The organism is Shinella kummerowiae, assembly GCF_009827055.1.
Classification (GTDB): Bacteria; Pseudomonadota; Alphaproteobacteria; order Rhizobiales; family Rhizobiaceae; genus Shinella; species Shinella kummerowiae.
This window is the reverse complement of the sequence record NZ_WUMK01000008.1, coordinates 316,243-334,780: the sequence shown is the minus strand read 5'-3', so window position 1 is coordinate 334,780 and position 18,538 is coordinate 316,243. Positions and strand designations below refer to the sequence as shown.

General features: G+C 63.0%; 20 protein-coding genes. 7 read left to right on the top strand and 13 right to left on the bottom strand.

Features of this window, described 5'->3' with window-relative positions:
- Positions 1–6 precede the first annotated feature (6 nt).
- Positions 7–1,026, bottom strand: coding sequence for an aldo/keto reductase (locus GR138_RS21865; protein WP_160861380.1), 1,020 nt, complete (start codon positions 1,024–1,026; stop codon positions 7–9).
- Between the two features lie 193 nt (positions 1,027–1,219).
- On the opposite strand from GR138_RS21865, the gene GR138_RS21860 reads away from it, so the two are divergent.
- Both GR138_RS21860 and GR138_RS21855 read left to right on the top strand, forming a co-directional pair.
- Positions 1,220–2,098: a GntR family transcriptional regulator gene (locus GR138_RS21860; RefSeq protein ID WP_160861379.1), complete on the top strand. Its 879-nt coding sequence runs from the start codon at positions 1,220–1,222 to the stop codon at positions 2,096–2,098.
- A 9-nt stretch (positions 2,099–2,107) separates the two neighbouring features.
- Positions 2,108–3,199, top strand: coding sequence for a mannitol dehydrogenase family protein (locus tag GR138_RS21855; protein ID WP_160861378.1), 1,092 nt, complete (start codon positions 2,108–2,110; stop codon positions 3,197–3,199).
- On the opposite strand, the gene GR138_RS21850 is transcribed toward GR138_RS21855, so the two are convergent.
- Positions 3,193–3,993: an aldolase/citrate lyase family protein gene (locus GR138_RS21850; protein WP_160861377.1), complete on the bottom strand. Its 801-nt coding sequence runs from the start codon at positions 3,991–3,993 to the stop codon at positions 3,193–3,195. The two genes, GR138_RS21855 and GR138_RS21850, sit on opposite strands and share 7 nt — an antisense overlap.
- 63 nt (positions 3,994–4,056) lie before the next feature.
- The gene (gene gabD, locus GR138_RS21845) at positions 4,057–5,508 is read right to left on the bottom strand and encodes an NADP-dependent succinate-semialdehyde dehydrogenase (protein ID WP_160861376.1); all 1,452 of its coding nucleotides are present in this window, start codon (positions 5,506–5,508) and stop codon (positions 4,057–4,059) included.
- Between the two features lie 159 nt (positions 5,509–5,667).
- Between gabD and GR138_RS21840 the strand changes: the two genes are divergently transcribed.
- Positions 5,668–6,261, top strand: a complete 594-nt coding sequence (locus tag GR138_RS21840; protein WP_160861375.1) for a nitroreductase family protein — start codon at positions 5,668–5,670, stop codon at positions 6,259–6,261.
- A gap of 42 nt (positions 6,262–6,303) precedes the next feature.
- Here the strand turns inward: GR138_RS21840 and gyrB are convergent, their stop codons facing one another.
- The 5 genes from gyrB to GR138_RS21815 all read right to left on the bottom strand — a co-directional run bounded on the left by gyrB (position 6,304) and on the right by GR138_RS21815 (position 11,647).
- On the bottom strand, positions 6,304–8,736 hold the full coding sequence (gene gyrB, locus GR138_RS21835; protein ID WP_160861374.1) for a DNA topoisomerase (ATP-hydrolyzing) subunit B: 2,433 nt from the start codon (positions 8,734–8,736) through the stop codon (positions 6,304–6,306).
- A 147-nt stretch (positions 8,737–8,883) separates the two neighbouring features.
- Positions 8,884–9,264 carry a helix-turn-helix domain-containing protein gene (locus GR138_RS21830; protein WP_160861373.1) on the bottom strand — a complete coding sequence of 127 codons (381 nt, stop codon included), beginning with the start codon at positions 9,262–9,264 and terminating at the stop codon, positions 8,884–8,886.
- Positions 9,261–9,827 (bottom strand): Smr/MutS family protein, encoded by a 567-nt coding sequence (locus tag GR138_RS21825; RefSeq protein ID WP_160861372.1) that lies wholly within the window; start codon positions 9,825–9,827, stop codon positions 9,261–9,263. Before GR138_RS21825 ends, GR138_RS21830 begins: the two co-directional genes overlap by 4 nt.
- On the bottom strand, positions 9,814–10,929 hold the full coding sequence (gene mltA, locus GR138_RS21820) for a murein transglycosylase A (protein ID WP_160861371.1): 1,116 nt from the start codon (positions 10,927–10,929) through the stop codon (positions 9,814–9,816). The genes GR138_RS21825 and mltA overlap by 14 nt, the downstream gene beginning before the upstream one ends.
- A 13-nt stretch (positions 10,930–10,942) precedes the next feature.
- Positions 10,943–11,647: a Tim44/TimA family putative adaptor protein gene (locus tag GR138_RS21815; protein WP_160861370.1), complete on the bottom strand. Its 705-nt coding sequence runs from the start codon at positions 11,645–11,647 to the stop codon at positions 10,943–10,945.
- 153 nt (positions 11,648–11,800) lie between these two features.
- Here GR138_RS21815 and GR138_RS21810 point away from each other — a divergent pair, with 153 nt between their 5' ends.
- Together GR138_RS21810 and secB are read left to right on the top strand one after the other, a co-directional pair.
- Positions 11,801–12,259 carry an FxsA family protein gene (locus tag GR138_RS21810; RefSeq protein WP_160861369.1) on the top strand — a complete coding sequence of 153 codons (459 nt, stop codon included), beginning with the start codon at positions 11,801–11,803 and terminating at the stop codon, positions 12,257–12,259.
- Positions 12,260–12,332: 73 nt separating this feature from the next.
- Positions 12,333–12,809, top strand: coding sequence for a protein-export chaperone SecB (secB, locus tag GR138_RS21805; RefSeq protein ID WP_069060538.1), 477 nt, complete (start codon positions 12,333–12,335; stop codon positions 12,807–12,809).
- An 80-nt stretch (positions 12,810–12,889) separates the two neighbouring features.
- On the opposite strand, the gene dnaQ is transcribed toward secB, so the two are convergent.
- From dnaQ to GR138_RS21780, 5 genes are read right to left on the bottom strand one after another with little or no spacing between them, the layout of a single operon-like run.
- Positions 12,890–13,594, bottom strand: coding sequence for a DNA polymerase III subunit epsilon (dnaQ, locus tag GR138_RS21800; RefSeq protein ID WP_160861368.1), 705 nt, complete (start codon positions 13,592–13,594; stop codon positions 12,890–12,892).
- 49 nt (positions 13,595–13,643) lie between these two features.
- The gene (gene coaE / locus GR138_RS21795; protein WP_160861367.1) at positions 13,644–14,231 is read right to left on the bottom strand and encodes a dephospho-CoA kinase; all 588 of its coding nucleotides are present in this window, start codon (positions 14,229–14,231) and stop codon (positions 13,644–13,646) included.
- On the bottom strand, positions 14,231–15,088 hold the full coding sequence (locus tag GR138_RS21790; RefSeq protein ID WP_160861366.1) for a shikimate dehydrogenase: 858 nt from the start codon (positions 15,086–15,088) through the stop codon (positions 14,231–14,233). Before GR138_RS21790 ends, coaE begins: the two co-directional genes overlap by 1 nt.
- Positions 15,081–15,680 (bottom strand): Maf-like protein, encoded by a 600-nt coding sequence (locus tag GR138_RS21785; protein WP_160861365.1) that lies wholly within the window; start codon positions 15,678–15,680, stop codon positions 15,081–15,083. The genes GR138_RS21790 and GR138_RS21785 overlap by 8 nt, the downstream gene beginning before the upstream one ends.
- A gap of 30 nt (positions 15,681–15,710) precedes the next feature.
- Positions 15,711–16,532 (bottom strand): pyruvate, phosphate dikinase/phosphoenolpyruvate synthase regulator, encoded by an 822-nt coding sequence (locus GR138_RS21780; protein WP_160861364.1) that lies wholly within the window; start codon positions 16,530–16,532, stop codon positions 15,711–15,713.
- Between the two features lie 405 nt (positions 16,533–16,937).
- On the opposite strand from GR138_RS21780, the gene hemE reads away from it, so the two are divergent.
- Positions 16,938–17,972: a uroporphyrinogen decarboxylase gene (gene hemE / locus GR138_RS21775; RefSeq protein WP_160861363.1), complete on the top strand. Its 1,035-nt coding sequence runs from the start codon at positions 16,938–16,940 to the stop codon at positions 17,970–17,972.
- A complete protein-coding gene (hemJ, locus tag GR138_RS21770) occupies positions 17,969–18,508 on the top strand; it encodes a protoporphyrinogen oxidase HemJ (protein ID WP_160861362.1) in 540 nt (179 codons plus the stop codon). The genes hemE and hemJ overlap by 4 nt, the downstream gene beginning before the upstream one ends.
- Positions 18,509–18,538: the final 30 nt, after the last annotated feature.

The window sequence follows — 18,538 nt, the reverse complement described above, 5'->3', positions numbered from 1 at the left end:
TCGGACTTACTGCCGGACAGCTTCCAGCGCCAGTTCCGGCGCTACCAGCGTATAGGGCTCGAAAGCCGGGTAAATATCTTTTGGTACATCCCTGCGCGCGAGCGTCATGTTGCGGCGCAGGCTTTCGGGTTTGGCGGTGCCGAGCAGGACGGACGCCACGGCGGGGTGCTGCAACGGAAAATGCAGGGCGGGCGCGGCAAGTGGCAGGCCCTTCTCCTCGGCAATCCCCACCATCGCGCCCACTTTGGCCTGGGTCTCCGACGTCGCCGGCATATAGTCGAAATGCGCGCCCGCGACCGGGCCGGTCGCAAGGATGCCGGAATTGAAGACGCCGCCCACCACCAGCGATGTGCCCTTCTCCACACAGAGCGGCAGAAGATCCGCCACCGCCGAACGATCGAGCAGCGTGTAACGACCGGCGAGCAGGATGCAGTCGAGATCGACGTGCCGCATGACATCGAGGCAGACGGGAACTTCGTTCACGCCAAGCCCGAACGCGCTGATGACGCCCGTCGACTTCAACTCGCCGAGTGCCTTGAGCCCGGAATCCAGCAACTGCCTGATATAGACGGCGTTGCGCTCGGCACCGTGTGTGTAAACACCGATATCGTGCACGTAGAGGATATCGATACGATTGAGCCCGAGCCGCGCGTAGCTCAACTCGACGGAACGCATGATGCCGTCATAGCTATAGTCGTAGAGTACGTCGAAGGGCAGCGGATCGACAAAACCGTAGTTCGGAACCTTGTCATCCGGCACCGGCACCATGACGCGGCCGACCTTTGTCGAAAGCACATAGCTGCCTTTGGGCTTCTCGCGCAGAAAGTCGCCGGTGTAGCGCTCGGCGAGCCCGAAGCCGTACCAGGGCGCGGTATCGACGTAGCGCAGGCCCTCATCCCAGGCGGCATTCAGTGTGGCCATGGCCGTCTCGCGCGGGCAGGCCCGGTACAGCCCGCCAAGCGACGCCGTGCCGAAACTGAATTCGGTGACGGCAAGCCCCGTCCTCCCGATGGTCCTGGTCTTCATGCGGGCCTCCTCGCCGATGTCCTCTCATCGACGTTTTGTCTTTTATCGACAATAGACAGATTGCCGTCAATGGGTAATATGCGGGAAGGAGGAAGCGGGAGGATGACAGCGGGCGGCGCGTTGCGTGCCGGACGTCTGGCCATTTGCCCGGTCAGCCATTAAGGGACGCGACACCCAGCAACCGGCGGCACCCATGGCCAAACAGAACACCGTCTTCAAGGACGCCTTCAATCGCTGCGTCAAACTTCTGGAGCAGACGGCGAGCCTGCCGTCCGAGCCGGAACTCGGCGCCACGCTCGGCGTCAGCCGCACGACCGTGCGGGCGATCCTGACCCGGCTGGAGGAGATCGGCCTGCTGACCTGGGAAAAGCGGCGCAAGATCGTGCTGAGAAAACCGGTCGCTGCCGACTACTTTCCCACCGAAGAGACGGATTCGCTCTCCGAAATCATCGAACGCAGTTTCATGCGCCGGATTCTCGCCGGCGGCGCCGAGCCCGGCATGCAGATCAACGAGCTGGAGCTTGCCCGCGAGATCGGCATCGGCACGACCAGCGTGCGCGAATTCCTGATCCGCTTTAGCCGCTTCGGGCTCATCGAAAAGCGGCCGAACAGCCATTGGGTGCTGAAGGGTTTTACCCGCGAATTCGCCCTAGAGCTGACGGAGGTGCGCGAAATGTTCGAACTGCGCTCGGCGGTCGCCTTCGCCCGGCTGCCGGGGGATCATCCCGCCTGGCAGGAACTCGAGGCGATCGAGGCCGTGCACCACGCGATTCTCGCCGATATCGACAATCGCTACCTGGATTTCTCCGAACTCGACGAGCGTTTTCACTTGCTGGTGCACCGCGCCTCGAAGAACCGTTTCATCGTCGATTTCTACGACGTGATCGCCATCGTCTTCCACTATCACTACCAGTGGAACAAGACGAATGCGCGCCAGCGCAATGCCCGGGCGCTGGAGGAACACCTTGCCTATATTGCTGCCCTGCGCTCGCGCGATGCGATCGAGATCGAACTCGCCTGCCGGCAGCACCTCAAATCGGCGCGCGAAACGCTGCTGCAATCCATCAACTGAGAGCCCGCCATGCCGACGCCTATCGTGCAATTCGGAACGAGCCGCTTCCTGCAGGCACATGCGGATCTCTTCGTCAGCGAGGCGCTGGAGAAGGGCGAGGCGCTCGGTGCCATTACCGTCGTCCAGACGACCGGTTCGCCCGAACGCGCCGGACGCCTTGCCGCACTGGCGGCGCCGGGCGGTTATCCCGTGATCATACGCGGCCGGCAGGACGGCCGTGACATCGAGCGCGAACAGCGGGTCGTCAGCGTCAGACGCGCGCTTTCGACGGCAACCGACTGGGATGATGTCCGGCGGATCTTTTGCGAGGAAGCCGGTGTCGTGCTGTCGAACACCGGCGATACCGGCTACGACGTCGGGGACGACGATCTTGCGGACCCGGTTCCGCCCTCGTTTCCCGGCAAGCTTCTGGCGCTGCTCCATGAACGCTTCCAGACGAATCGCCGAAAGCTGACCGTGCTGCCGTGTGAATTGGTTTCCAGAAACGGCGACGTGCTGAAGCGATTGATCCTCGATCTCCAGGCCAATCGTTACCCGGAGTCCGACTTTCGTGAATGGCTATTAACCGACGTGGTCTGGGCCAATACGCTGGTCGACCGGATCGTCTCCGCGCCGATCGAGCCGGCTGGCGCGGTGGCCGAGCCCTACGCGCTGTGGGCAATCGAAAACCAGCCCGGCCTGGTGCTGCCATGCCGGCACCCGGCCATGCTCGTCGTCGACGACCTGACGCCCTATGAGAAACTGAAACTGCACATCCTCAACCTCGGCCACACGGTGCTTGCCGATGTCTGGATGAAGGAAAATCGCCCCGCCGACGAAACCGTAAAGGCGATGCTGCGCGACGCCGCTATCCGCCAGCGGCTTCTGTCCCTCTACACGGCCGAGGTCATCCCCGGCTTTGCGGCGAGGGGTCTGCGCAGGCAAGCGGAGGCCTATGTCGCCGCGACGATGGACCGTTTCGACAATCCGTTTCTCGACCACCGCCTGCGCGACATCGCCAACCATCACGCCGAAAAACTCGTCCGTCGCCTCGTCGATTTCCACGCCTGGACACCGGATGTCCCGAAACCGGCGCTGCTGGACATCGCCGGCGTTCAGTAACCGCCGCTGCGTTTGTCCGAAACATCCTCGCCGAGGAAGCGGCGGCGAAGGCCGTCAACGGCCGATACGAGGCAGTTGACGTCGGTGCCGATGGCCATGAAGTCCGCACCGAGATCGCGGTAGACCTCGGCCTGCGGCAGCGAAACCGTCATGATGCCGCGCGCCTTGCCGTGGGCCTTGGTGCGCGCGAAGATATGCGTAATCGCCGCCAAAACCTCCGGGGCGCCCGGATTGCCGAGGTGACCCATATCCGCGGCAAGATCCGACGGGCCGATGAAGATGCCGTCGACACCCTCGACCGCCGCGATTTCATCGACCGCCGCAAGGCCCGCCTTGTTTTCGACCTGCACGATCAGGCAGATCTGGTCATTCGCGGTGGTTATGTAATCCGGCGTGCGGCTGAAATCGCTCGCCCGGCCGAGGCCGGCGCCGACGCCGCGGATGCCATGCGGCGGGTAGCGCACGGCGCGCACCAGGGCTTCCGCCTGCGCAGCCGATTCGACCATGGGGATGAGGAAGGTCTGGGCGCCCTGATCGAGCAATTGCTTCAGGATCCAGGCCTCGCCCATCGGCGGACGCACCATGGCATGGGTCGCCGAATGACGCAGCGCACCGACCTGCGCGCTCATCAGCGGCATGTCGTTCGGGCCGTGTTCGCCATCGATCAACAGCCAGTCATAGCCACTCGTCGAGAGGATTTCCACGGCATAGGCGCTGCCGAGGGCTGCCCAGAGCCCGAGCTGGAACCGACCGTCGCGAAGGGCGGCCTTGAAGGTATTTTTGGGTGCGGACACGATTTTTCCTCTCAAAACGAAACCGGCCGGACGATGCCGGCCGGGTCTCTCAATGGATGTTGCTCAGGCGATGCCGCCGAGGCAGACATATTTGATCTCGGTGAATTCCTCGATGCCGTAGCGCGAGCCCTCGCGGCCGAGGCCGGACAGCTTGACACCGCCGAAGGGGGCTTCCGCCGTCGAGATCAGCCCGGTATTGACGCCGACCATGCCATATTCCAGCGCCTCGGCGACGCGGAACACCCGCGACAGCTCCTTGGCGTAGAAATAGGAGGCAAGGCCGAACTCGGTGTCATTCGCCTGGGCGATGACGTCGTCCTCGTCCGTGAAGCGGAAGAGCGGCGCGACGGGGCCGAAGGTTTCTTCGCGCGCGACCGCCATGTCCGGCGTCACGTCGGCAATGACGGTCGCCTCGTAGAAGGTGCCGCCGAGCGCATGGCGCTTGCCGCCCTGCACGACCCGGCCGCCCTTCTTGACGGCGTCGGAAACGTGTTCCTCGACCTTTTCGAGGGCAGCCGTATCGATCAGCGGGCCGAGAATCACACCTTCATCGAAGCCGTTGCCGGTCTTCAGCTTGCCGACGGCGGCGGCGAGCTTTTCGGAGAAGGCATCATAGACGGCATCCTGCACATAGAGCCGGTTGGCGCAGACGCAGGTCTGGCCGTTGTTGCGGAATTTCGCAATCAGCGCGCCCTCGACGGCCGCATCGAGATCGGCATCGTCGAAAACGATGAAGGGTGCATTGCCGCCAAGCTCGAGGCCGAGCTTCTTGATGGTCGGGGCGGACTGCCTGTAAAGCTCGGCGCCGATTTCCGTCGAACCGGTGAAGGTGAGTTTGCGCACCGTCGGATTGGCGGTCATTTCCGCGCCGATTTCGCGGGCAGAGCCGGTGATCACGCTGAACAGGCCGGCGGGCAGGCCGGCGCGTTCGGCGAGGATGGCGATGGCGATGGCCGAGAACGGCGTCTGCGAGGCGGGCTTCAGCACCATGGCGCAGCCGGCGGCGAAGGCGGGCCCGGCCTTGCGGGTGATCATGGCGTTGGGGAAGTTCCACGGCGTGATGGCCGCGACGACGCCGATCGGCTGTTTCATCACCAGAAGGCGCTTGTCCTTCTGATGGCCGGGAATGATATCGCCATAGAGACGGCGCGCTTCCTCGGCAAACCATTCGACGAAGCTTGCGCCATAGACGATTTCGCCGGTCGCTTCAGCGAGCGGCTTGCCCTGTTCCATGGTCAGGATGCGGCCGAGATCGTCCTTGTTGTCGATCATCAGCTCGAACCATTTGCGCAGCACGCCCGAGCGCTCCTTGGCGGTGCGCGCGGCCCAGCCCTTCTGGGCGCTGGCGGCCGCGTCGATCGCTTCCTTGGTCTCCTTGGCGCCGAGCCTCGGGACATAGCCGACCAGTTCACCGGTCGCAGGGTTCTTCACGGCGATGCCGCTCGAATCCGCGTCGATCCAGCGCGTGCCGACAAGGGCTGCCTGGCGCAGCAGGCTCGGGTCTTTCAGGCTCATCGGATATCTCCCATTTCGCGATGCCGTTTCTCAATGTTGCAAGGGTTATATTGCCTTCGCACCCCCTTCGACAATGCGACAGACATGCGATTTTACCGCTTCGCGGCGGCCGAATGCGCGGCTAAGGTCGGGGCGTAAACCCTGAATTCGAGGCTTGTCATGACCCATCCTACCGGCCGCATCGCGGACCACGCTATCGCCCCGCTCTTCCTCGACCGCTGGTCGCCCCGCGCCTTCACCGGCGAAGCCATGCCGCAGGAGACGCTGCTCTCGCTGTTCGAGGCGGCACGCTGGGCGCCGTCCGCCGCCAACGGCCAGCCGTGGCGCTTCGTCTACGGCCATCGCGGCACCGAGGCGTTCGAAACGATCTACAACACGCTGGACGAGGGCAACCGCCGCTGGGCCGACAAGGCCTCCGTGCTCGTCGTGATCATCTCGCAGACCCACCGCAAGAGTGCCGACGGCGAGTTGCGGCCCGCCTATACCCACGCCTTCGATACGGGTGCCGCCTGGGCCTATCTCGCCCTTGAAGCGACGCGCGCCGGCTACCACGCGCACGGCATGGGCGGCATCGACCGCGAAAAGGCGGTGCAGGTTCTTGGCGTTCCGGAGGGTTTTCGCGTGGAGGCCGGGCTGGCGATCGGCAAGATCGCGCCGAAGGAGACGCTGCCGGAGGACCTCATGAAGCGCGAGGTGCCGAGCACGCGCAAGCCGGTCGCGGAGTTCGTCTCCGAAGGCAAATTCACCGCCTGACCGACAAAATGGAAGAGCCGCCTTTCGGCGGCTCCTTCCGGATCAGATGTCGAGATTGGCGACGCTCAGCGCATTTTCCTGGATGAAGTCGCGGCGCGGCTCGACCTCGTCGCCCATCAGGCGGGCGAAGAGACCGTCGGCATCGGTCGCATCGTTGACCTTCACCTGCAGCAGCGAGCGCACGTTCGGATCGAGCGTCGTTTCCCAAAGCTGCTCGGCATTCATTTCGCCAAGACCCTTGTAGCGCTGCATCGACAGGCCCTTGCGGCCGGCAGCAAACACGGCGTCGAGCAGGGCGCGCGGGCCGGTGATTTCGGTCTGGCCGTCCTTGCGGCGCAGCACCGGCGGCACCGTATAGGCTTCCTGGAAGCGCGCGGACAACTGGTCGATGTGGCGGGCATCGGACGAGCCGATCAGCGCCATGTCGACATGGGCGAATTCCTTGACGCCGCGCACCATGCGCTCCAGACGCAGGCCGCCGTCTGTGGCGACCGACCCGGTCCAGCCGCGCTCCGTCTCTTCGGAGATCAGGTCGAGCCGGCGGGCGACCTCTTCCGCCTTGGCGGCATAGGCCTCGCGGTCGTGGCTGAGTTCGAGGTTCAGGGCGCCGGAAATGGCGGCCTGCTCGACGATCGAGCGGCTGTAGCGCGAATGCAGGCCATCGAGCAGCGAGCGCAGACGCAGCGCATCCTGGATGAGTTCGCGGATGTCCTGGCCGGCGCGTACCTCGCCGGAAGCCAGTTCCAGCGTCGCATCGTCGAGACCGGCATTGATCAGGTAATCTTCCAGCGCCTTCTCGTCCTTGAGGTACTGGCTCGATTTGCCGCGCGCCACCTTATAGAGCGGCGGCTGGGCGATGTAGAGGTGGCCGCGCTCGATCAGTTCCGGCATCTGCCGGAAGAAGAAGGTGAGCAGCAGGGTCCGGATATGCGCGCCGTCCACGTCGGCGTCCGTCATGATGATGATCTTGTGGTAGCGCAGCTTGTCGGCGTTGAACTCGTCCTTGCCGATCGACGTGCCAAGCGCGGTGATCAGCGTGCCGATTTCCTGGCTGGAGAGCATCTTGTCGAAACGCGCGCGCTCGACGTTCAGGATTTTCCCGCGCAAGGGGAGAATGGCCTGGTTTTCGCGCGAACGGCCCTGCTTGGCGGAACCACCGGCCGAATCGCCCTCGACGAGGAAGACTTCGGACTTCGCCGGATCACGCTCGGAGCAGTCGGCAAGCTTGCCGGGCAGCGAGGAAATGTCGAGCGCGCCCTTGCGCCGCGTCAGCTCACGCGCCTTGCGCGCCGCCTCGCGGGCGGCAGCGGCCTCGACGACCTTGCCGACGAGGATCTTCGCGTCTGTCGGATGTTCCTCGAACCAGGTGGACAGTGCCTCGTTGACGAGGTTTTCCACCACGGGACGGACTTCGGAGGAGACGAGCTTGTCCTTGGTCTGCGAGGAGAATTTCGGATCGGGAACCTTGACCGAAAGCACCGCCGTCAGACCTTCGCGGCAGTCTTCGCCCTGCAGCGTCACCTTTTCGCGCTTCATGATGCCGGACGTATCGGCATAGGAAACGACCTGGCGGGTCAGCGCGCCGCGGAAGCCCGCCATATGCGTGCCGCCGTCGCGCTGGGGAATGTTGTTGGTGAAGCAGAGCACGTTCTCGTGGTAGCTATCGTTCCACCACATCGCGACTTCGACCGTGATGCCATCCTTCTCGCCGCGGATGGCGATGGGCTTTTGCACCAGCGACTTCTTCGCACGGTCGAGGTAGTGCACGAAGGCTTCAAGACCGCCCTCATACATCAATTCGTCCTGCTTGATATCCGAATGCCGGCGATCGGTGAGCAGGATGCGCACGCCGGAATTCAGGAAGGCGAGTTCACGCAGGCGATGCTCGAGCGTCGAATAGACGAACTCGATGTTCGAAAACGTGTCCGTCGACGGCAGGAAGGTCACTTCCGTACCGGTCTCGTCGCCACATTCGCCGGTTACCGCCAGCGGACCATCGGCCACGCCATGGGTAAAGCTCATTTCATGGATCTTGCCGGCGCGGCGGATCTTCAGCTTCAATTTGACGGACAGCGCATTCACCACGGAAACGCCCACGCCGTGCAGACCGCCGGACACCTTGTAGGAGTTCTGATCGAATTTGCCGCCGGCATGCAGCTGGGTCATGATGACCTCGGCCGCCGAGACGCCCTCTTCCTTGTGGATGTCGGTCGGAATGCCACGGCCGTTGTCGGTCACCGTCACGGACCCGTCCGCATTGAGCGTGACCGTCACGATATCCGCATGGCCGGCCAGCGCCTCGTCGATGGCGTTGTCGACGACCTCGTAGACCATGTGATGCAGACCCGAACCGTCATCGGTATCGCCGATATACATGCCGGGACGTTTGCGCACGGCATCGAGGCCCTTGAGGACCTTGATCGAATCTGCGCCATACTCGGCCGGGCCGTTTTCGGTCTCGGGTGTGTCAGTCATTCAAACGTCTTTCCAGATTTCGCGGGCCAGAGGTTTCGCGGAAGGCGGGAAGCGCGGCGAATCACCGCTTTCCAAGTCTTTGAATATAGGGATTTTGCCCTGAAGTTCCAAACCTGAGAGCGCGTAAACACGGCAGAATTCAGGGAATCAACCGGGTTTTACCCGGGAATTGCAAGCTTTCTCGAGAATACCGGCAAGACGGCGCACCGTCTCGGGCGGCAGGCTGCGAATTTCCGCCGAAAGCCGGTTGGCGAAGGCCGTGTATTCCGGTGGCAGGCCGGCCGTATCGACCACGATACGCGGGTCGGAAATCTGGGCAATGCGGAAAAGTTCTTCCGCTTCGTCCCAGATGACATTGAAATATCCGGCAACGCGCTGGAGGAAATCAAAGCTCGGCATGCCGCGCTTGCCATGCTCCAGCGCCGAAAGATAGGCCGGGCTGACGCCAAGTGCCTTCGCCATGTCCTTCTGCGATACGCCCTTGCGGTCGCGCAGATGCCGGACCGCCTTGCCGAACGGCGTCGTCATGGCTTGTCCCCCGGATGACGGGCGAGCCGCACATAGAGTGCGCCCTCCCCGCCATGGTTGCGCGCTGCCGGCTCGTAGGACGAGATCAGCGGGCGAAATTCCGGCAGCGAAAACCACAGTGGCACCGCCCGCTTCAAGGCGCCGTCGCTGCCGAGCGACGTGCCCTTGCCGGTGATGACCAGCACATGCCGCAGGCCCCGCGCATGTGCCTTGATGAGGAAGCCGAGCAGGAAACCGTGCGCCTCGCTCTGGATCATGCCGTGCAGGTCGATGCGGGCTTCCAGCGCCAGACGCCCCTTGGCGATCTTGCGCTTCACCGGCCGCTCCAGCGGATGGTGGCGGATCTCCTTGCCGCGAGCGGCACTGAGGGCGATGTCGGCGGCGGCCGGCTTGTCGGCCTTTGCCTTTTTCGGCTCCGGCGCCGTCTGCGCCTCGACCTTCTCCGCAAAGACAGCTTCGAGTTCCGTCAGGGCATCGAGTTTGCCCGGCATGGCGCGTGTGCTGCGCGCCACCTTGCCCCAGAGGATGCGGTCCTCGCTGGAAAGCGTCTTATCCTTCGGCATCGAGGTAGCGCCCCGCAGCCGCCTTGGGAATGAGGATATGGAAGGTCGCCGCGTTGCGCACATGGCCCGCCAGCGCACCCGCCGCATCTCCCGAACCGGTAAAGATATCGCCGCGCGCCGGGCCGACGATGGCGGTGCCCGTATCGAGCGCCAGCATCAGGCGCCGGAAGGGTTTCCCCTCATCCATGTGGGTGAGGCTATCGCTGGAAATGAAGAACGGCAGGCCGAATGTATGGATCATCCGGTCGACAGCGAGCGAGCGACCGGCGACCAGTGGCACCTTGGCGGCGGCAATCGGACCGAGCAGATCATCGCTCACCGCCGCTTCCTTGAAGAAGATGAAGGAGCGGTTGTGCCAGAGCACCTCGTCCACCTCGGTCTCATGGCGTGCAAGCCAGTCGCGGATCGAGGCCATCGACACCGTCGCCGCATCGATCGCGCCACGATCAATCAACAGCTTGCCGATCGGCGAGAACGGGTGGCCGCTCTTGGCGACGTAGGTGATGCGCTTGACGGACCCGTCCGGATAGACGAGCCGCGCCGCGCCCTGCACATGGGCGAAGAACACGTCCACCTTCGAGCGGGCATAGGCGATTTCCAGCCCGCGGCCCGCGAGATAGCCGCGTTCGATCGACCCGCGATCCGGATGTTCGACGATCGCGCCATCTTTCAACTGGCCGAACGCAAAACCCGGCGCGAAACCGGCCGGGCGATTGTTGTCGTCGATATCGACCAGGTCGTCCGGCCGCGAATAGAAGGGATAACGATAGTCCGCGTCGGGCTCCGCCCGCACGGCCACCTCCGGCTCATAGAAGGCGGTGACGAAACCGGACGAGCCATCCGCCTTTTCGACCAGGAACGGCACGCAATGCCGCTCGAAAAACGCCCGAACCGCCAAGGCGCCGTCCGGTTTCTCGTCAGCGGCGGCATCCAGCAACGTCAAAAGCTCGCCGGCGGTCACGCCGAGCGAGCCTGTCTTGTAGGGTTTTGTGTTGCGGATATGGTCACGACAACGTGCCATCGCCGCCATCAGCGGCGTTGGATCATCGTCGTCCCAGCCGGGAAGCGCCGAAAACCGGGCCGGAACCAGGCTGTAGTCCATGATAAAGCCCCGCTCAGCCTTCCGATTCGGTGGCGATCAGCTTCCAGTTCGGATCGCGCGAACGAATGTCGCGGGCGAAGGTCCACAGATCGTTGACCTCGGCCACCGTCTCCGCATCGCCGTCGAGCAGCGCGCCGGCCTTGTCATAGGTGGCGGAGATCAGCTGGCTGATGATGCGCAGCGTCACGTTCACTTCGCTGTCCTTGACCTCGGCCGCGACGATATCGGCCTTCTCGATGCCGACGAAACTGGAGCGAACGACCTCGCCCTTGCTTTCGCGTTCGGAGATCGCCGCGTCAAAACCTTCATAGACTTCGCGCGACAGGAGGTTCTTCAACGTCTTGCGGTCACCATCGGCAAAGGCCACGACGATCATTTCGTAGGCCATACGTGCGCCGTTGACGAATTCCTTCGGGTTGAAGGACGGATCGACCTTGACGACGCTGCGCAGGGATTCGTTGAGCGGCGTGCCGGGCGCTGCAAAGCCATCGACGGAGGCATAAGGACTTTCCTCCTCGTCGGTGCCATCGCGCTTCGGCAGCGTGACCACTTTGCCGCGATCGGCCGAATCAGCCTCCCCGACGCCCTCGCGTTTGGAATAGGGATCGAAGGGCGGGCGCTCGCTACCGGTGCGACGGCCAAGCACGCTGCGCAATTGCAGGAAGATGACCACCGCAGCCACAAGGAAGAAAATCGTTACAAAGTCGAATGAGCCCATTATCGATCCGAAACCGGTTCCTGTTTTTCTTTTCTATCCCCATATAGTCCGCAAAGCCGGATCATTCAAATGGCGATGATGTGAATGCGACCAAGGCGCGCGGAATAGGCGCCGGCAGTATCGATCCCGGCGAATCTGTGCGACAGTCAAGCCATGTTAAGACGCTTTGTTCCCCTCTTCATTCTTTTGCTGCCGCTGGCGGAAATCGCCTGTTTCATTGTTGTCGGACGGCGGATCGGCCTGTTCCCGACGCTATCGCTCGTCGTGCTTTCCGCCATTGCCGGCATCGTCCTGATGCGCATCCAGGGTTTTGGCGTGCTCAACCGGTTGCGGCAGTCGGGCCAGGCCGGGCGCGCACCCGGCAAGGAACTGCTCGACGCGGCGATGATCCTCATCGCCGGCATCCTGCTGCTCATTCCGGGTTTTCTCAGCGATATCGTCGGGCTTGCGCTTTTTCTTCCGCCGGTCCGCAGCTTTTTGTGGAACAGGCTGATGCGCAACGTGGTTGTGGTCGATATCGGCGGTATGCCGCCGGGCAACCGGCCGAAAACCGACCCGCAACGCACCATCGATCTCGACGACGGCGAGTTCCGTCGCGACGACCGGCCCTGAGGGCCAAGGGTTGTAAGCCCGGGGCCGAAATGATAGATGGCCTGACTTTCTTAAGTCCCCGAGGATCGTTTCCATGACCGACGCAGTGTCCGACAATTCCGCCGCGAGCCCTTCGCTCAACATCCTGGCGCAGTATGTGAAGGATTTCTCCTTCGAAAACCCGGGTGCACCGCGGTCGCTGCAGGCCCGTGACAAGGCGCCGGCAATCAACATCAGCGTCAACGTCAACGCCAACCCGCTTTCCGAAACGGACTTCGACGTCATCCTGTCGCTGAACGCGGAAGCCAAGGACGGCGACAAGATGCTGTTCAACGCCGAGCTCGCCTATGGCGGCGTCTTCCGCGTCACGGGTTTCCCGCAGGAGCACATGCTGCCGGTTCTCTTCATCGAGTGCCCGCGCCTGCTCTTCCCCTTCGCGCGCCAGATCATTTCCGACGCCACCCGCAACGGCGGCTTCCCGCCGCTGATGATCGACCCGATCGATTTTGCCCAGATGTTCAGCCAGCGCATGGCCGAAGAACAGGTGAAGGCCAAGGTTCAGGCCAACTAAGCCGACCGACTGATTTTCAATAGAGAACGCCCGGCCACCAGGTGACCGGGCGTTTTCTATTGCCTGAAGACCAAGCCGGATCAAGCGTCGTATTTCGCCCAGATCGCCTTGTCGCCCATCGTGCCCACCATCGCGGCATGCGCGGCCTGCTCTTCCTCGGTGAGGCGGGGCGCAAGCGGCTTCGGCCGCGCGCCGAGTTGCAGGGCGACGTCGTCCTCGGCGTCGACCAGGGTCTTGCGACCCATCTCGGCCGTGCCGAGGCCGAGAGCAGCCTGGCGGCCACCAAGCATCTCGATATAGACCTCGGCGAGCAGTTCGGAATCGAGCAGCGCGCCATGTCGCGTGCGGTGTGAGTTGTCGATGCCGTAGCGCCGGCAAAGGGCATCGAGCGAGTTCGGCCCCATCGGATGTTTTCGACGCGCCAGCGCCAGGGTGTCCGTTACCCGCTCCGCCAGGATCGGCGGCCGGCCGAGCCTGTCCAGCTCGGCATTGATGAAACCCATGTCGAAATTGGCATTGTGCGCGACCCAGCGGGCCTCGCCGAAGAATTCTAGAATCTTTTCGACCACCTCGCCGAAGGACGGCTTGTCCTTCAGGGATTCGTCCGTGATGCCGTGCACGGCGAGCGCATCGGGATGCACCTTGCGGTCACCCGGATTGATGTAGAGATGCAGGGTGCGGCCGGTGGGAAAATGGTTTTCCAGTTCCACGCCGCCGATCTCGATGACGCGGTCAAGCTTGTTGTCGAGGCCGGTCGTTTCCGTATCGAAAATGATCTCGCGCATCCGTCTGCCGTTCCTTCAACTCTCTTTTGCTGTCCGGCGTAAACCAGCGTCACCCGTCCGCCAAAATTGCCTGGATCACCTCTTCCACCTGTTTGCGGGCCGCTTCAAGCCCCCGGCCGGTATCGATGAGGAAATCGGCCCGCCGACGCTTTTCCGCATCCGGCATCTGGCGCGACAGGATCAACTCGAATTTTTCCGCCGTCATGCCGGGGCGGGCAAGCACCCGCTGCCTTTGCGTCTCCGGATCGCAGGTGACGACGACCACCTTGTCCACCCTCTTTTCCCCGCCCGTTTCATAGAGCAGGGGAATATCGAGCAGCACGAGGGCCGATCCGTTGCGGCGCTGCGCATCGAGAAAGGCTTTTTCGCGGGCCCGCACCAGAGGGTGAATGATCGCCTCCAGCTCGCGAAACCGTTCAGGCGCCTGCGCCAGCACAGCCGACAATGCTTTCCGGTCGATCACCCCGTCTTTCAGGGCTTCGGGGAAACGTTCCGCCACGGGTGCTACGGCGTCCGTGCGATACAAGTCGTGCACCGTCGCATCCGCGTCGTGCACCGGCACACACAGATCCTGGAACATCGCTGCCGTGGTGGACTTGCCCGTCCCGATCGATCCGGTGAGGCCGAGCACGATCATCAATGGGCCTCCATATCCGCGAGAATCCGGCGACGCAGTTCCGCGTCGACGGTCGGTCGCTGCCCGAACCACTTTTCGAAACCCGGTGCTGCCTGGTGCAGCAGCATGCCGAGACCATCCACCGTGGCAAATCCCTGCTGCTTGGCCTGACGAAGGATGGGCGTGAGCAGGGGGACATAAACGATGTCCGTGACCACTGCGCCCTTTGCCAGCGGCGAAAAATCGAAATCGGGCGCCGGTTCGCCATCCATGCCGAGCGACGTCGTGTTGACGAAAAGCCCGGCCGCTTTCGACACTTCCGGCAAGGCCGCCATGGTATGCGCATGGACTTTTGGCCCAAAACGGTCGGCCAGTTCCTGCGCGCGCGCGACGGTGCGGTTCACCACATGGATTTCGCTAACACCGCGGTCGCGCACCGCCTGAATGATCGCCCGGCTCGCACCGCCTGCCCCGAGAATGACGGCGCGACCTGTTTTGTCCCAGCCTGGTGCCACGGCGTCGAGATTGGCGAGAAAACCAAAGCCGTCCGTGTTCGTCGCGTGAAGCGCGCCGTCTTCGAGCCACAACGTGTTTGAGGCGCCGAGTTCCGCGCTCAGGGCGTCCGGCCTGTCGGCCAGCGCAAAGGCCGCCTCCTTGTGCGGAATGGTGACATTGCCGCCTATGAAGCCGGATTCACCGCCCTTCAGCCGGGAAATGAAGCCGGCGAAATCTTGCGGCGAAACCTCCTGGCGCGTGTAAGTGCCCGGCAGTCCCAGCGTTTCCAGCCAATAGCCGTGAATGATCGGCGAGCGGGAATGTTTGACCGGATGGCCCGTCACAAAGGCGTGGCGGGCGGATGTTTCACGTGAATCATGCATCGATGGCACCGAGATCGCGAAGTTTAGCCAGCAGAGGAAGCAGGGGCAGACCGAGGATTGTGAAATAGTCCCCGTCGATCCGCTCGAATAGCTGAACCCCCTCGCCTTCGAGCTGGTAGGCGCCGACGCTGGCCAGCACACGCGAACCCACCCGGGCGAGATGTCGCTCGACAAAGGCTTCCGACAGCGGTCGCATCGTCAGGTTCGCGATGGACACATGGCTCCACAGCGTTTGCCCATCGCGTACCAGCGCAATGCCGCAGTTCAAGGAATGGGTTTTCCCCGACATTGCCATCAGGTGCGCCTTGGCCTCGGCCATGTCCGCCGGCTTGTGAAACACCAGGCCCTCGAGCGACAGCGTCTGGTCCGAGCCGATCACAAGCGACCCCGGATTGCGCCGGGCGACATCCCGCGCCTTCTCGATCGCCAGCGCTTCGGCGATCGCCTGCGGTGTCGGATTGTGTGCGGCAAGGGCCGCCTCTGCGGCACGCTCATCGATAGTGGCCGCCTGCGTCTGGAACGTCAGGCCGGCATTTCCCATGAGCATGCGGCGAAAGGGGCTTTGCGAAGCCAGGATCAACGGCGCCGTCATCCAGATATCTCCATGGGTCATGCCCCCGCGTTAACGAAGCTTGGGGCGAAGCGCAACGATGGCGGCCGCCGTTTCCTCGATGGAGCGGCGCGTGACATCGATGATCGGCCAGTTGTGGCGCGCGCAGATGGCACGGGCATATTTCAGCTCCTCGGAAATCTGCGCCCGGTCGGTATAGTCCTGCCCGCGAAAATCCTGCGTCTGCCCGAGCAGCCGGTTCTGTCGCACCTGAGCGATGCGGTCCGTGGTGGCGATCAGGCCGACGACCAGCGGTTTTGTGGTGGTCGACAACCGGTCGGGCAAGGGTACGCCGAGCACGATCGGCACATTGGCTGTCTTGATGCCGCGATTGGCGAGATAGATGCTGGTCGGCGTCTTCGATGTCCGGCTGATGCCGACGAGGATGACATCGGCCTCGTCCAGATTGGCGGGAAGCTGCCCGTCATCGTGATCCATCGTGAAATTCAGCGCATCGATGCGGGCGAAATATTCCGCATTCATCACATGCTGTGCCCCGACCCGGCGGCGCGACGGCGCTCCCAGATAGGACTGGAAGAGATCGATCACCGGCTCAAGCACCGAAACACAGGGCACGCCCATCTCGCGGCAACGCTGGTCGATGATGTCGGACAGCTCGCGGTCGACGATCGTATAGAGCACGATGCCGGGCGCGCCATCGATCGCATCGAGCACTGGCATGAGCTGCTTGCGGTTTCGAACCAGCGGATAGACGTGTTCGAGCGCCTGCGAAGACTGGAATTGCGCCGCCGCCGCCCGTCCCGCTGCGATCAGCGTTTCACCCGTCGAGTCCGAAATGAGGTGCAGATGGAAGTAGTTTTTGGTGGTTTCCACAATATCCTCCGCCCCCTGTTGATGACCCGGGACAAGCCGCAGCTAAGAACGAGAGGGGGTCGGGGGCAAGGGGACAAGTGCCGATTTATCCACAATTGGCTGGCGCGAGGAAAGCGATCGAGCGGGGTTGTGGATAAGACTCACAGCATGGCAAAGTGTCGCGTTCGCCCACAGCCTATCCACAGGATGGTGCTTCTGGCCGCTGCCGGAATCATTTTGATTCCAAAAGGAGAATCCGGTTTTCCCTGTTTTGCGGTGAAAATCGCGTTGCGCCGTTTGTCTTTTCCACGCTCTGCATGCGCAAGCCGGTCGGCTGTGGAGAGGATTTAATCCTTGATAGTCACCGACTCTAAGAAATAGAAACCCTTTCAAAAGAGATTATTTCTTTATTGGGAGAACCCCGCGATGTCAGCGAAAAGCCGGAAGATCGTCGAAGTCCTGAATGGCAAGACGGTGTCTCCGCCTCCCGTCTGGCTGATGCGGCAGGCCGGACGTCACCTGCCCGAGTACAGGGCAACGCGGGCGGAAGCCGGAAGTTTCCTCGATCTCTGTTATTCGCCGGCACTGGCAACGGAAGTCACGCTCCAGCCGATCCGTCGCTATGGCTTTGATGCAGCGATCCTGTTTTCCGACATCCTCGTCATTCCCGATGCCCTGAAGCGCAATGTGCGTTTCGAGGAAGGTCATGGACCACGTCTCGATCCGATCGACGCGGACGGTATTTTCGCCCTGAAGGGGGATGGTGTTCAAAATCACCTTCAGCCGGTCATGGACGCGGTTGGCCGCATCCGTGACGCCCTGCCGCAGGAAACCGCCCTGCTCGGCTTCTGTGGCGCCCCCTGGACGGTTGCGACCTATATGATCGCCGGTCAAGGCACGCTGGACCAGGCACCGGCCCGCCTCTTCGCCTACAAGGAGCCCCGCGCCTTCGCGCGGTTGCTCGATGTCCTGTCCGAGCTGTCCGCCGATTATCTGGTGGCGCAGATCGACGCCGGCGCCGACGCGGTGCAGATTTTCGATTCCTGGGCCGGGGTTTTGGGCGAGAAGGAATTTGCCGATTATGCCGTGCGGCCCGTGCGGCGAATCATCGATTCGGTGAAATTCCGTCGCCCACACGCCAAGGTGATCGCCTTCGCCAAGGGCGCCGGCCTGCTTTTGAAGACCTATCGGCAGCAGACGGGCGCCGACGCCATCGGCCTCGACTGGTCGGTGCCGCTCACCTTCGCCGCTGATTTGCAGAAGGACGGCCCGGTGCAGGGCAATCTCGATCCGATGCGGGTCGTCGCCGGCGGGGCCGCCCTGGACGACGGTATCGATGCCATCCTGCAAGCCCTCGGCAATGGCCCGCTGATCTTCAATCTTGGCCACGGCATCACGCCGCAGGCCGACCCGGCGAATGTCATGCGCCTCGTGGCGCGCGTGCGCGGAGAAAACCGGTGAGCGAGAAACAGACGGGCGAACGCGCCGGGCGCCGGGCACGCTTGCGTGCGGCGGTGGCCCTTGGCGTCTTTGCCCTGCTGGCAGCCGTGCTGATTGCCTTTCCACCGGACGATTTGTATCTCTGGATCAAGGCCTTGCACATCATCGCGGTGATGTCGTGGATGGCGGGACTGCTCTACCTGCCGCGGCTTTTCGTCTATCACACGGATGCGCCGGCCGGTTCTGCCCAGTCGGAGACGTTCAAGGTGATGGAAAAGCGGCTCTACCGCACCATCATGCAGCCGGCCATGGGGCTCTCCTGGCTGCTCGGCCTCTATCTCGCCTGGTCGGTCTATGGTTTCCAGGGCGGCTGGCTGCATGCCAAGCTTGCCTTCGTCGTGCTTTTGACTGGGGTCCATCACTTTTACGGCAGCGCGGTCAAAGCCTTTGCCGAGGACAAAAACACCAGGAGCGGCCGGCAATGGCGCTTCTGGAACGAAGCCCCTGCCCTTTTGATGATCCTCATCGTCATCATGGTGGTCGTCAAACCGTTCTAGATGGGCGCGACAAAACAGACGAAATTTGCA